Origin of the sequence: uncultured Clostridium sp., from assembly GCF_947072515.1 — a bacterium.
Taxonomy (GTDB): domain Bacteria; phylum Bacillota; class Clostridia; order Clostridiales; family Clostridiaceae; genus Clostridium.
Window position 1 is genome coordinate 62,975 of the sequence record NZ_CAMTIG010000012.1, and the last position, 14,188, is coordinate 77,162.

General features: G+C 27.0%; 13 protein-coding genes and 1 riboswitch. Of the genes, 3 read left to right on the plus strand and 10 right to left on the minus strand.

Features of this window, described 5'->3' with window-relative positions:
• Window positions 1–21: 21 nt before the first annotated feature.
• From mgtA to Q0W06_RS06620, 3 genes are all read right to left on the minus strand, one after another.
• The gene (mgtA, locus tag Q0W06_RS06610; RefSeq protein WP_297633079.1) at window positions 22–2,706 is read right to left on the minus strand and encodes a magnesium-translocating P-type ATPase; all 2,685 of its coding nucleotides are present in this window, start codon (window positions 2,704–2,706) and stop codon (window positions 22–24) included.
• A 59-nt stretch (window positions 2,707–2,765) separates the two neighbouring features.
• The gene (locus Q0W06_RS06615; protein ID WP_297633082.1) at window positions 2,766–2,918 is read right to left on the minus strand and encodes a hypothetical protein; all 153 of its coding nucleotides are present in this window, start codon (window positions 2,916–2,918) and stop codon (window positions 2,766–2,768) included.
• Between the two features lie 98 nt (window positions 2,919–3,016).
• A riboswitch (M-box (ykoK) riboswitch) is annotated at window positions 3,017–3,178 on the minus strand.
• Window positions 3,179–3,230: 52 nt separating this feature from the next.
• Entirely contained in the window at window positions 3,231–3,518 is a 288-nt protein-coding gene (locus tag Q0W06_RS06620; protein WP_297633085.1) for a DUF503 domain-containing protein, read from the minus strand.
• Window positions 3,519–3,891: 373 nt separating this feature from the next.
• Between Q0W06_RS06620 and Q0W06_RS06625 the strand changes: the two genes are divergently transcribed.
• A complete protein-coding gene (locus tag Q0W06_RS06625) occupies window positions 3,892–5,310 on the plus strand; it encodes an anion permease (RefSeq protein ID WP_297633088.1) in 1,419 nt (472 codons plus the stop codon).
• A 100-nt stretch (window positions 5,311–5,410) separates the two neighbouring features.
• Window positions 5,411–6,307 (plus strand): LysR family transcriptional regulator, encoded by an 897-nt coding sequence (locus Q0W06_RS06630; protein WP_297633091.1) that lies wholly within the window; start codon window positions 5,411–5,413, stop codon window positions 6,305–6,307.
• A gap of 40 nt (window positions 6,308–6,347) precedes the next feature.
• Here the strand turns inward: Q0W06_RS06630 and Q0W06_RS06635 are convergent, their stop codons facing one another.
• A complete protein-coding gene (locus tag Q0W06_RS06635; protein ID WP_297633094.1) occupies window positions 6,348–8,279 on the minus strand; it encodes an FUSC family protein in 1,932 nt (643 codons plus the stop codon).
• Window positions 8,280–8,409: 130 nt separating this feature from the next.
• Window positions 8,410–8,886, minus strand: a complete 477-nt coding sequence (locus tag Q0W06_RS06640) for a methylated-DNA--[protein]-cysteine S-methyltransferase (protein WP_297633097.1) — start codon at window positions 8,884–8,886, stop codon at window positions 8,410–8,412.
• A gap of 222 nt (window positions 8,887–9,108) precedes the next feature.
• Between Q0W06_RS06640 and Q0W06_RS06645 the strand changes: the two genes are divergently transcribed.
• Complete coding sequence (locus Q0W06_RS06645) at window positions 9,109–9,579, plus strand: Ltp family lipoprotein (RefSeq protein ID WP_297633099.1); 471 nt, start codon at window positions 9,109–9,111, stop codon at window positions 9,577–9,579.
• A gap of 125 nt (window positions 9,580–9,704) precedes the next feature.
• Here Q0W06_RS06645 and Q0W06_RS06650 read toward each other — a convergent pair whose 3' ends face one another.
• The 5 genes from Q0W06_RS06650 to Q0W06_RS06670 form a co-directional block, all read right to left on the minus strand.
• Window positions 9,705–9,833, minus strand: a complete 129-nt coding sequence (locus Q0W06_RS06650; RefSeq protein ID WP_297633102.1) for a hypothetical protein — start codon at window positions 9,831–9,833, stop codon at window positions 9,705–9,707.
• A gap of 38 nt (window positions 9,834–9,871) precedes the next feature.
• The gene (locus Q0W06_RS06655; RefSeq protein ID WP_297633105.1) at window positions 9,872–10,063 is read right to left on the minus strand and encodes a hypothetical protein; all 192 of its coding nucleotides are present in this window, start codon (window positions 10,061–10,063) and stop codon (window positions 9,872–9,874) included.
• A gap of 133 nt (window positions 10,064–10,196) precedes the next feature.
• On the minus strand, window positions 10,197–11,564 hold the full coding sequence (rlmD, locus tag Q0W06_RS06660; RefSeq protein WP_297633108.1) for a 23S rRNA (uracil(1939)-C(5))-methyltransferase RlmD: 1,368 nt from the start codon (window positions 11,562–11,564) through the stop codon (window positions 10,197–10,199).
• A gap of 47 nt (window positions 11,565–11,611) precedes the next feature.
• Window positions 11,612–13,534: an FUSC family protein gene (locus tag Q0W06_RS06665; RefSeq protein WP_297633111.1), complete on the minus strand. Its 1,923-nt coding sequence runs from the start codon at window positions 13,532–13,534 to the stop codon at window positions 11,612–11,614.
• Window positions 13,535–13,648: 114 nt separating this feature from the next.
• On the minus strand, window positions 13,649–14,011 hold the full coding sequence (locus tag Q0W06_RS06670; RefSeq protein ID WP_297633114.1) for a DUF1540 domain-containing protein: 363 nt from the start codon (window positions 14,009–14,011) through the stop codon (window positions 13,649–13,651).
• Between the last annotated feature and the right edge of the window lie 177 nt (window positions 14,012–14,188).

Below are 14,188 nucleotides of genomic sequence, written 5' to 3' on the forward strand. Positions count from 1 at the left end.
ATTGTAGTAGATTTTTTTCTTTTATAATAATTCTCCAAATTTCTTTACATATATTTTCTTTACTATTGTCACTAAAATCATATATAACATTATTATAATAATTAATGCTATAAAATATATTCCAGGTAAAATCGCCATACCAAGCATTTTACCTAAGCTTGTATATGGAAGTATTGTTCCAACAATTATTCCTATACTGGTAGATATTAACAGTTGTTTAGATGCTCTACTTTGAATAAATGGAATTTTAGGTGTTCTTATCATATGAATTACTAATGTTTGTGACCATAATGATTCTATAAACCATCCTGTTGCAAATATACTAGCAAACATAGTTCCATTTATACCTACATCATTATACCCGCCTCCTAAAACTAAAGGACAGATTATAAAATACATGATTATATAAGTCAAAATATCAAATATAGAACTTGTTGGCCCTATCCACTTCATAAAATTACCTATAGATGAAGCATCCCACTTTCTTGGCTTTTTTAAATATTCTGAATCTACATTATCCCAAGGAATTGAAATACAAGAAATATCATAAATTAAATTTAAAACTAATATTTGTATTGGCATCATTGGTAAAAAAGGCAAAAATATTCCTGCTATTAAAACACTAAACATATTTCCAAAATTAGAACTTGCCGTCATCTTTATATATTTGATTATATTTGCAAATATCTTTCTACCTTCAATTACTCCATTTTTCAAAACTCTTAAATCTTTTTCTAATAAAATTACATCTGCCGATTCTTTTGCTATATCTACAGCTGTATCTACCGAAATTCCAACATCCGCTTTCCTCATTGCAGGTGCATCATTTATTCCATCACCCATAAATCCAACCACATGTCCTTTTTTCTTTAAAATAGATACAATCCTCGCCTTTTGATTTGGTGATAATTTAGCAAATATATTTACCTCTTCCACCAATTCTATAAGTTTTTCATCACTTATTTTTTCTAAATCAGACCCTAATAATATTTCTTTGCTATCTATTTTTACTTTTTTACATACACATCTAGTTACTTTTTCATTATCTCCAGTTAAAACTTTTACCTTTATTCCATTTTCATATAAACTTTCTATTGCTTCTACTGCAGATTCCTTTGGTGGATCTAGAAAACTTATATATCCCATTAAAACCATATTCTTTTCATCTTTTACAGAAAATTTTCCTTCTGGTGCTGGATTATTTTTTTGTGCAATTCCAATTACTCTCATTCCTGATTCATTTAGACAGTTTACAGTTTCTAGAATTTCTTCTTTTATTTCTTCTTTTAGTTCTACAACTTCATTTTTGTACTCTGCAAAAGAACATATATTTAAAATCTCTTCTATAGCTCCCTTTGTTATTAATTGTGTTTTTAAATTTTTATCTCTTAAAACAACAGACATTCTTCTCCTATTAAAATCAAATGGAATTTCATCTACCTTTTCATATATATCATTAAAGTCAGTATATCCTTCCTTTGCTCCATACTCTAAAATTGCTATATCAAGAAGATTTTTCAAACCAGTTTGAAAATAACTATTTAAATATCCATGCCTTAATACTCTTATATCTTCATTTCCATGAATATCTAAATGTTGTTCTAAAATTATTTTATCTTCTGTTAAAGTTCCTGTTTTATCAGTGCATAATATATCTATAGCCCCAAAGTTTTGAATTGCATTTAAATTTTTTACTATAGTCTTACGCTTAGACATTTTTACTGCACCTTTAGCTAGATTTGTTGTTACTATCATTGGAAGCATTTCAGGTGTTAATCCAACTGCTATAGATAATCCAAATAAAAGTGCTTCAAGCCAATCTCCTTTTGTAATTCCATTAATGAAAAATACAATTGGAACCATACATGCCATAAATTTAATTAATAGAAAACTTACTGAATTTACACCTTTATCAAAGTTAGTTTCCTCTCTCTTCTCCGTAACAGCTTCAGTTATAGTTCCTAAATAAGTTTTATTTCCAGTTCCAATTACAATTCCTATAGCAAAACCACTTATTACATTAGTCCCCATATATGCAATATTGCATAAATCTAAATGTGATGTACCTATTAGATTGATTTTAGGACATTTTTCAATTGGTTCTGATTCTCCTGTTATACTAGATTGACTTATAAATAAATCTTTTGCATCTAAAATTCTTAAATCAGCTGGTATCATATCTCCAGCAGAAATTTTTACTATATCTCCAATTACTATATTCGTAATATCTATTTCATTAAACTCACCTTCACAACATACTGATGCTGTGGTTTTTATCATTTTCTTTAGCTTTTCTCCCGCTTTATTTGATTTTCCTTCTTGAATAAAGCGTAAAGCTCCACTTAAAGTAACCATTATAGTTATTATACTTACTGTTACTAAGCTTTTATCTTCTGGACTAGCTATTATATAATCTGTAAAGAACGATATTATAGCTAACCCAATTAAAACTAAAGAAAATGGATTCACAAAAGCTCTTAAAACTTTCTGTATCATTGTTTCAGTATTACTATAAGTAATTTTATTTTCACCAAATCTTCTTATTCTTCTATCAACTTCTGCGTTTGTAAGACCTTCTAAATTAGAATCTATAATTTTAAACAATTCTTTTTCTTTCATAGTTCCTAATTTAAATAATCTTCTTGCTACTTCCTCTCTTCTAATATTTTCTTTCCCATTTTTTTTATTATTTTTTATAAATCTCATTTCTATTCCCTCCTATTTTTTAATTCCATAGTCTGAGAATAGACAACCCTTTTAAATATCTATTTCAAAACAAGCAATAATCTAATATCTTTAGAGTCTAGACATTGCCATAAATTTAATATTAAATTTTCTCCATTATTGCTCTTTTTAAAGAGATATTCATCTGTATCACTCTCTTTGTCTATTCTCAGCTGACTACTACTAGATTCCACTTGTTTTCACCTCACTTTTTTTATAAATAAAAATCTCGCTTAGTAAGGATTACTAAACGAGATGAAAAAACATAATAAAATATTATAAAAAATATAATACACTATTTCAAACCGTCCAAGCTTTAGCTTCATAGGGCAATGTAATTGCATTAAAGTACGCCTTAACTTTCGACGTCCTCTGCTAACCAACTCATAGTGTCTCCACTAACCTGCGGCAGCAACCCGTATCCCTATGGTAACCTCACCTACCGAAATTTTATTAACTTTTACAATATTATACTATTCAGTATCCCATATTTTGTCAACACTTTTTTAATATTTTTCTATTTCATTGAAAATTTCAATTATCTCTCCATCACAATTTTCTTCAATGAAATCAATAATTTTTTCACTAGTATTCTCTAACACCCTTTTTTCATTTGAAACTGATGCTATTCCTAATACTATATTTTTATGATCGTCATTATCTCCTGTTTCTGATATAGAAATATTAAAGTTATTTTTCAATCTATCTCTAATACTTCTTAAAATCATTCTTTTTTCTTTTAAAGAATGTACATATGCCACTCTTATCTTCACTTCCATAATAAGTATATTCATCTAAAACTTCACTCCTTATATTTTTTAATATTTATTATTTTACTGAATATTATTTTATTTTATACACATACTATTATTGTAAACCTATTGAATGAGGAGGTCAGTAAGATGAATAGTCAAATTAACCAAAACATTCATACTAAAGAAGCATCAAAAGCTAATTCTGATGGAGATAGTCCAACAGACCATTTAGGCTTATAAAACTTAAATCGTTTTATAAGCAGGTTAACAAACCACAATATAAAGGATAGCATTTATTGCTATCCTTTATTTGCTAATAAGATTTTCTTATTAGTAAATCAACTTTTTATATTTCATCTTCCTTATTTTTTAGTTTTATAATTATACTGAAATAAGAATAAGGGGTGATTTAATGAAAAAAAATTTATTCTCTAATATGTATTTTAAACTTTTATTAGCAATTATAGTTGGTGCAATAATTTGGTTTATTCCTGCACCTACCGGTGTACAAGAAGTGGCTTGGCACATGCTTGCTATTTTTATTGCAACAATTTTCTGTTGTATTCTAAGACCAATGCCTATTGGTGCTATTGCTATCATTGGACTTACTATTACAGTTTTTACAGGCATTGCAACCATAAAAACTGGTCTTTCAGCTTTTAGTTCTCCTGGAATTTGGCTTATTGTTTTAGCCTTCTTTATATCTAGAGGATTCATAAAAACTGGATTAGGCTCTAGAATAGCTTATAATTTTATTAAAATCTTTGGTAAAAGAACTATAGGTTTATGTTATTCTATGATATTTTGTGATTTAGTCTTAGCTCCTGCAACACCTAGTAATACAGCAAGAGCTGGTGGTATAATGTCTCCAATTGTAAGATCTCTTTCTGAGTCTTTCGGTTCTTCTCCTGATAATGGAACTGCAAAGAAAATGGGTTCATTTTTAATGTTCTCTGAATTTCATGGAAATATTATCACATCAGCTATGTTTTTAACTGCTATGGCAGCTAACCCTTTAGCACAAACCTTAGCAAGTAATTTAGGTGTTCACATAACTTGGATGGGATGGTTTCTAGCTGCTTTAGTTCCTGGTATAGTATCTTTAATAGTTATACCATTACTTATCTATAAACTTTTCCCACCCGAAGTAAAGAAAACTCCCGATGCTCCTAATATTGCCAAAGAAGCTCTTACTAAAATGGGTCCTATGAAACGTGAAGAAAAATTCATGGCTTTAATTTTTGTAATTGTTTTAGTTTTATGGGCAACTAGTACTTTAACTGGATTAGATAGTACTTTAACTGGATTTATCGGTTTATCACTATTATTATTATTTAAAGTTTTAACTTGGGATGATATAAAAGGTGAAAAAGGTGCTTGGGACGTTTTAGTTTGGTTCTCTGTTTTAGTTATGATGGCAGATGAATTAAATAAATTAGGTTTAATTTCATGGCTTAGTGCTTTCTTTAAAGTTCATTTACATGGTATAAGTTGGCCTATTGTATTAGTTTTACTAGTATTAATTTATTTCTATAGTCACTATATCTTTGCCAGTGCTACAGCCCATGTAAGTGCCATGTATTCAGCACTTTTAGCTATTGCATTAGTAAGTGGTGTTCCACCTGTTTTAGCAGCTCTTGTATTAGGATTCTTTGGAAACCTATTTGCATCAACTACTCATTATAGTAGTGGACCTGCTCCTGTTCTTTATGGACATGGATATGTATCTCAAGGTAAATGGTGGTCACTAAACTTTATATTAGGTATAGTTTACTTTATTATTTGGCTCGGTATTGGAATGCCTTGGTGGAAATTAATTGGACTATATTAATAACAAAAAAGATTTTCCTTTTGGGAAGGTCTTTTTTTATTTGTATTGCTAAAATTTATAACTTATAATGAATATAACATTATTTTACAAGGGGGCTAAGATGAATACACGAGATTTAGAATATTTTAATTGTGTTTGTAAGAATAAAAATTTTACTAAAGCTGCGAAAGAACTTTTTACTTCACAGCCTTCAATTACGAATGCTATAAACCGCTTAGAAACAGAATTAAATTCTAAAATTATTATAAGAAATAAATTTAATAAAGAAATCCAACTTACGGAATCAGGAGAAATCTTAAAAAAACATGCAAACAACATTTTTAATGAAGTAGATGAAATGATTTACGAAATTAAAAAATTAGAAGATAAGAAAATACGACTTGGTGTTCCGCCTATAATTGGCGCTTATTTTTTTCCTGCATTTGTAGAAGAATTAGTCACTAAAGGTTTATTTGAAAAAATTGAATTCATTGAAGAGGGTTCTGTAAAACTTGCTGAACTTCTTTCTGTAGGAAAAATCGATATTGCCTTAATTGGCTCTTTAAAACCTTTAGATAGTATGCAAATTGATAGTACTGTATTAAGTAAAGATGTTTTTACCGTTTGTTTGAATGAAAATCATCCTTTATCCAATAAAGAAAGTATACATATCAAAGAATTAGATAATGAAGTTTTCATAGCACTTGGAAACTCCTATCTTCACAATAAAGTTTTAAAGTCCTTACTCAAGGATAATGATATTACTCCAAAAAAAGTTTATCACACTGAAAATATCCAAACTGCTAAATCTTTAATTGTTTCTGGAATTGGTGTTGGAATAATGGTAAATATGTCTGTTAAACAAATGCCTAATATGAGAATAGTTCCTTTAATTCCAGATATCGAATTTATAATATCTGTTGCTTTTAAGAAAGAACATTATCTTAGCTTAAAGGAAAAAGAAATTGTTTCTACCATAAGAAATAAAAATATTACACTTAAAGGCTTCAAACTTTAAAAAGAATAAAGCAGTCTTAATAAACTAAGACTGCTTTTACTTAACTACATACTACATTTTCTGCATTTTCTTCTTTAATATTATCTATTAGTGGTTTAAACTTTTCAAATATTTCTAAAATATTTGCATATGCTAGTTTTATTTCTAACCCTTCGCTACTTTCTATATTCTGTCTAAATTCTTCTATTACATCTGAATTTTTTTCTAGACTTTTCATTCTTTCAATTGACTTCATAACAAATTTCCTATACTTTTCATCATCTATATACTTCTCTAGTTCTGTATATAATATATAGATATCTGATACTAAAATATAATTATTTAATTTTATTTGTTCCTTAAATGGTACTCCAGCTACACTAGAATTATCTCTCATAACTTTATCTATTGCAGCACATACTAGAAATAAGTTTTGCATTCCTAAGCTATCTACTTTACCATTTTGGGCCATAAAATAAATATATTCAATCATGCTGTATATTGTATTTTCATATTTCTTTTTAAATCTGTTATTTAAAGTATGTAAATCACATCTTAAAACAAATGTGTTTAAAATTATTGCTACAATCATACCTATAATAACAAATGCTATTCTTTGAAATGCAAAATCATATACATTTCCTGTTCCTGTTGCTAATGTTATTATACAGATAGTTGCTAAAAATATATTATATTTATATTGTTTTGTATAACACATTATATATCCTACAACCATTAAAACTGCAGTTCTTTCAACTCCACTTTTAAATATACTTAATAATATTATTACAGCTACAGCACCTAATAATGTTGATATTATTCTGTCTTTTGTTTTAAATTTAGTAGTTTCATATATTGGATTAACTAATGAGAATATAGTAAACATCATCCATGTTCCCTCTTCTAAATGAAAATATTGAGTTAAAAAACATGTTATAGTCATTCCTATTGCCACTCTTACTGCATAACTAAACCCTAAACTATTTTTAGTTTCTCTTGATAATTTTCTAGAAACTTTAAATCTTTCTTTAGTTTCTTTAAAGTTCTTCTTTAAATCTACTTTTTCTTTTCTAGTTTCTAATAAAGCAGCATTAATTAATATTAAACTATTTACTATTTGTAATCTCTTACTCTCTGATAAATACTCTTCATTTTCTTCTATAAACTTTTCTGTTTTAGCTATGAATTCATCCATAGAAATCTTTCCTTCCAAAAGTTCATTTAATTTATCAAAATATTTAATAATAAAAGTTGTAATATTCCTATCAATAACTTCTAGATTAGATAATGCAATGTTTAATTTTTCTAAAGCCGTAACTAAACTTAAGCTTGCCTCACCTTCTTTTGATATATAGAAATTCTTCTCTCTGCTATCAAAAATAAGATATTTAAAACTTCTAAGAACTCCATTTATTTGTTCTTGTACAATACTTATATCTTTTTCTTCATCTAATAAAATTACTTTTTGTTTTATTAAGTTATTTAAGTTCAAAAATATTTTAACCGAATTTTTCTTTACTCTATTTCTGTTTAGCAATAGTTGTGGAATCATTATTGTTATTGCACCTACAAATAAAGCTAATAATCTCATGCCTTCTTGACTATGTGGCACTGGAAATGCTATAAGCAGTACAAACTGTAACATAAATGGTACATAAGTTGGCGTTCTAAGTTCATTACATGTAATATATCCAACTATTATCATTAATGCGAAATTTAAAGGTATTGCTAACCATAAATTATATCCACCTATAAATACTACTAATCCCATTGCAAGATTTATTAGAATAAATTTAAATAAATTTGTAAAAAAGTTTGTAGTCAAATCTCTTTCTAAGTACATAAGCATTGCAATATATGACGTTACTCCAACATAAGTATTATTTTCTCCAAATAACACTTTAAAAATTACTGCAAATGCTGTTGCTAATAAAAATATAAATGTTCCTGAAATGAACTTGTTAAATAAAACTTTTCCATCTATTTTCTTCATATGTATCACCCCTAAAAAATGGTCGTAATGAAAAGTATACGTCAAACTTTTAACCATTTTATTTGCAAACTATTAATTTTTTTAGAACAAACTTGTTTTTTAGCAAAAAAAAGAAAGCATTAAAGCTTTCTTAGTCATTTTTTATATAAAATTTTGATTCATGATTTAATAACCACCCTTTTTTATCAATACCACCATTATATCCTGTTAATTTTTTATTAGAACCAATTACCCTATGACACGGTATAATTATAGCTATATTATTTTTCCCATTTGCTCCACCAATAGCTCTCACAGCTTTTTCATTTTCTATTTTCATAGCCTGTTCCTTATAAGAAATAGTCTTTCCATATGGTATTTCCATTAATGCAGTCCATGCTTTTTTTTGAAATTCAGTACCTTCAAGTTCTACTTCTAAATTAAAATTCATTCTTTCACCTTTAAAATACTCATCTAATTGTCTAATAACTTCCTCTATAAATTCTGTTTTCTCTAAAACTTCTTCTTTTTTTTCTACAAAATCTACTCCGAATAAAACTTTTTCCGATGCCTCTATTTTTAAAACTCCTATTGGTGATTCATAATATCCATAATATTTTTTATTCATTTCTCTTCCTCACAATTATATTCTATATAAAGAACTTCTAATTTGAACTTCCTAACTCTTCTATTAAATCTTTAGAAGTATTATATCCTTTTTTCTTATACTTCACAAATTACATATTTTCTTAAAAATGTTAACTTACTTTTAATTATATTTTTTTCCTAATTTTATATAACTTTCTATGATATATTATTTTAGTACAAAATAAAGAAAGAAGTGAAAAATATGGCAAGAAAAAAATCAAAAAAAGGAATAATAATTGGAGTAATTGTTGTAATAATAGTTTTATTCGCAATCATAGGAGCTATGGGGAATAGCAATAATTCACAGTCTAATTCAAAATCTACTACTACTAAATCAACAACTAAAACAGAATCTTCTCCATCTGCTACTGTACAAGATTTAAATGCATTAGCACAAGCTAAGATGTATTTATCTACTATGCCTATGTCTAAAATAGGATTATATAATCAACTATCATCACAAGCTGGTTCTGGGTTTACAGCTGAACAAGCACAATATGCAGTTGATCACATAGATGCAAATTGGAATGAACAAGCTTTAAAACAAGCAATACAATATGAAAAAACTTTACATTTATCTACAAACCAATTATATGCTCAATTAACTTCACAAGAAGGTGGAAATTTTACAGACGAACAAGCACACTATGCATTAAATAATTTACCTAAATAAGAAGTTATTAAAAAGGTTATCGCTTATCGATTAATTAAAATCAACTAGCGATAACCTTTTTCTTTAAGCAAAATATCTTTTTACCTTAGATAATTCTATTTTTCTTAACCTTTTATTTTATATAATTACACTTCATTTGGAAATTTAGGTCCTATTAAAGCTAATTGATAAAATGCAAGATTTAGCCATCCTCCAAATTTAAATCCTACTTTTTCTACTGTTCCCGAATGGATAAATCCTAATTTTTCATGCAATTTCAAACTACCTTCATTAGATGCATCTATTCCTGCAACTATAGTTTTATATTCTTCTCTTCTTCGAAGACTAGTAATGGATACCCTTCTTTTTTCTTTTTTTCAAACCATTCTCTCTTTTCTTCTATTGTTTGAATTTCATAAGTATAAACTGCTGTTGTATTTAATATTGCATCATTATAAATATCTAAAATTTCCTTTAAATCTTCTTCTTTTGCTTCTCTTATCATTATTTTCCACTCCTTTATCTAATATTTATTTTTATCTATTTTAACACTTTCATATATAGAAAAAAAGAACCTAACTATTCTGCTAGATTCTCTTTAACACTATATTAATAAACTTTCTAAATAACTAGATTTTTTATCTTCTATCAAGTTTAACAACTGTTTCTATATGTGCTGTATGTGGAAACATATCTACAGGCTGTACCTCTACAGTTTTATATCCTTGTTCCTCTAACACCTTTAAGTCTCTTGCAAGTGTTGATGGATCACATGATACATAAACTACTCTCTTTGGCTTTACTTTTCCTATCGCCTCTAGAAGTTTTATATCGCATCCTTTTCTTGGCGGATCTACAACTATTGTATCTGCTTTTATATCTTTTTCTATAAGTTCTGGTATTACTTCTTCTGATTTTCCTACAAAGAATTCTGCATTTGTTACATTATTTAAGTTTGCATTTTCTCTTGCATTTATTATTGCAGGTTCTATTATCTCTACTCCATATACCTTTTTAGCTTTTTTAGATAAAAATAATGTTATTGTTCCTGTTCCACAATAAGCGTCAAAAACAATTTCTTCACCACTAAGATCTGCATATTCTAATGCTTTATTGTAAAGTACCTCTGTTTGAATAGGATTTACTTGGAAGAATGATAATGGACTTATATTAAACTTAAATTCTCCAATATAATCTTGTATAGTTTCTTCTCCCCAAAGTGTTATACACTCTGATCCTAATATTACATTAGTCTCTTCAGAATTTACATTTAAAACTATACTCTTCACTCCATCTATATTTTCTTTTATTTCTTCAATAAATTTCTCTATATGAGGTATCTCTTTTTTAGTTCCTACTAAAACTACCATTACTTCATTAGTTTTAAAACCTGTTCTTATCATTACATGTCTTATTAAACCTTTTTTATCAAACTTAGCATCTTTAAAAGCTGGTCTTATATTATTTTCAAGCATCCACTTTTTAGTTACAGCTCTTACTTTATCTGCTTTTTCATCTTGAATTAAACAATTTTCAATATCTATAATATCATGACTTCTTTCAGCATAAAATCCGATTTTAAGTTCTCCATTTACAAGTCCTACAGGTAACTGAACTTTATTTCTATATCTATAAGGGGATTCTTCCATACCTAATGGATATTTTACTAATTCTTCTGAAAGCCCACCTATTTTCTTAATGCAGTCTTTTACTCTTTCCCATTTAAAATCTAATTGAGTTTTATAATCCATATGTTGAACTTTACATCCTCCACATCTTTTATAATATTCACATTTAGGAACAACACGTCCCTTAGATTCATTTTCTATATTTATAAGCTTTCCATAAGCATAATTTTTCTTAGTTTTAAGAATTCTAGCATTAACTTTTTCACCTTTTAATGCTTCTTGTATAAATATTGGATATCCATCTATTTTAGCTATCCCTTCACCTTCATAGCCCTGTGAAATTATATCTAAAGTATATTCTTTATTCTTTTCTACCACGTCATTTCACCTTTTCTTCCTTTATTTTCGCTTAATTATATCACAAATTACTCTATTGTTGTTATTATACTATCTTTAAGCCTTTCTGACTTATCTAACCTTATGACTATTCTTTGAATATTCATGAAAGCTAACTTTTCTTCATTAGTCCAAAGATTTTGAAACTCTTTTTTAAAATGTTCTTTTATCTTTCTTAGAATCTCTTCTTCTTCTTTTTCATTAATATTATAGTTTATTCCATTTAGAATCTTTTCATTTACTCCATTATTCTTAAAGAAAAATATTGTAAAGTAAATTGTATTATTTAGTATCCTCTGATTATATATAAAATCTGATATTTTATCATTTTTTAAAATTGCATTATTAGATATAATTTTACTCTCATAAAGCTTTGATAATATTACCTTCTCACTCAATACTTTATAATAGTAATCATCACTAACTGACGATATTGAAAACTCTAATATCTCTTTACTCAATTTATAATAATTATTTACTAAAGATTTTATAGCATCTTTTATATTATAAGGCATTATATATTTCGTTCCTAAATATCCTATAACTATTCCTAACACTACAAATCCTAATCTATATGCAATTCCATGGACTGGTTCTTTTGTTACTATTGCAAATAATCCTAAACTAACAGTAGCCGTGCACATAGTTCTAATTTGAAAATCTTTGCTTATTACATAAAGATAATACATACCTATAAAAACAGCACCTTCCACATATATATTTTTTATAAATACATATACTAATACAAATAAAATAATTCCAAGTAACGTTCCTTTAAATCTTTTTGGAAATCTCTTTTTTGTATTCTCAAAAAATGGTTCTATAACTGCATATATCGTAAATACTATCCACTTTCCTTCCTGTATTGAAAATAAATTCACTATAAAATAAGATACTGCTAAAAGAAATGCTGCTCTAAATGCAAATGAAAATCTAATTGAATCTCTACTTATTTTAAATGTAAATACTGAACTTATATCTTTTCTAAGCCTTCTATTAAATAAAATATCTCTTTTCTTATAATCTGTATCCTCTAGATTATTTTTAAGCATAGATAAATTTTGAAGAATCTCATATAAGTAATAGTCATCTTTAGCTCCTTCTTTATGGCTTTTTATAAATTCTTCAATTATATTGATTAAATCTTTTCTCGGTTTTTCACTAAAAATATCTTTTTTAACTTTTTCAATAAGGCCTCTCAATGAAACTATAAACTCTAATTCAATATCATTATGTAAATCTATATTTATTTCTTTTAATAAATAATTTAATCTCTCTATGTATAATGTTATATTCAAAAAGATATTATCTTTTTTTGTAATAAATAATGGATCTATTCTTTTATTATATATTGTGCTCACTATCTCATTTACATTTTCATTTACTTTTAATTTATTATCTACAAGCTCCTTTCCATCAATTATAAAATCTATTTTAGATATTATCTTATCTAAAAGTTCATTTATATTTTTATCCAAATTTTTATTTGATTTATTTTTATTCACAATCATTTGACTTAATAATAAAAATAAGGATCCTAATCCTAATACTACTAATCTTATTGGTAATTTTTCTAATGTACCTGGCTCAATTAACAAATACAAATATCCTAATACAAAAGGCCTCCATATAAATTGCTTTATATTAGATACAAAATTATAGCTTAATATAAATATTGATATAAAGTTTACTATTAATCCTAAATAAATATTTAAAGATGCTATAAAAGAAAATAATCCTATATATACAAAAACTAAAAAAAATGTTATTGTACTTCTTAATTTATTACCCGTTAAGTCTGTATTTATAAGTACTAATGAACCTTTTGCTATAGTTGCTCCTATAAATGCAGTGCCAGGTCCTAATACTCTCCAAATTGTAAAAAATAATATAGCAGCCAATATATATACTATTGTTCTTAAATAAAACTCTTTACCCTTATATAAACTCACGCAAGCTTCACTCCTCTTTTGCTTTTAAATTTAATCTTTTCTTTCTATTTTAATACATTTATACACACTATGCCTTTTTTTCTAAAAATAAAAGGACTGCTTTTGCAATCCTTTTTAATATCTAGTAATAAATGTTTCACATTGATTTCTTTTTCTATTTGTATTATTTCCTATGATTATCATATTTTTTGCCTCACACATCCCTCTGTCATTGTAAAGACAATTTTCTGCTTGGCAAACTATTACTGGGTTCATCTTAATTTCGGTACTAGTGGATACTATTTGTGCAATTTCTCCTATAAAATTTGTATTTGGTAAAGCCTTAAATGCATTTAATATTGTTTCCTGACTGTAATTTTCGCATTGAGTTTGACTACTGGTATAGGCCTCTTCTCCACTAATAGTTATACTATTAGCACCACAAAATCCGCCTTCATTATTAACACAATTATGAACACTGCATCCTAAAATAGTCATAAGTATCGCTCCTTTTATCTCGTACTAAATATATTTTGCCTCATATATTTTTTTATATGCAAAAAGCTACACATAAGTGTAGCTTTTTAAAATATAGTTTAGTATCTCTTTAAAATTATGCGAAGTATCTATCTAAAAGACCTTTGAAAGCTCTTCCGTGTCTAGCTTCATCTTTAC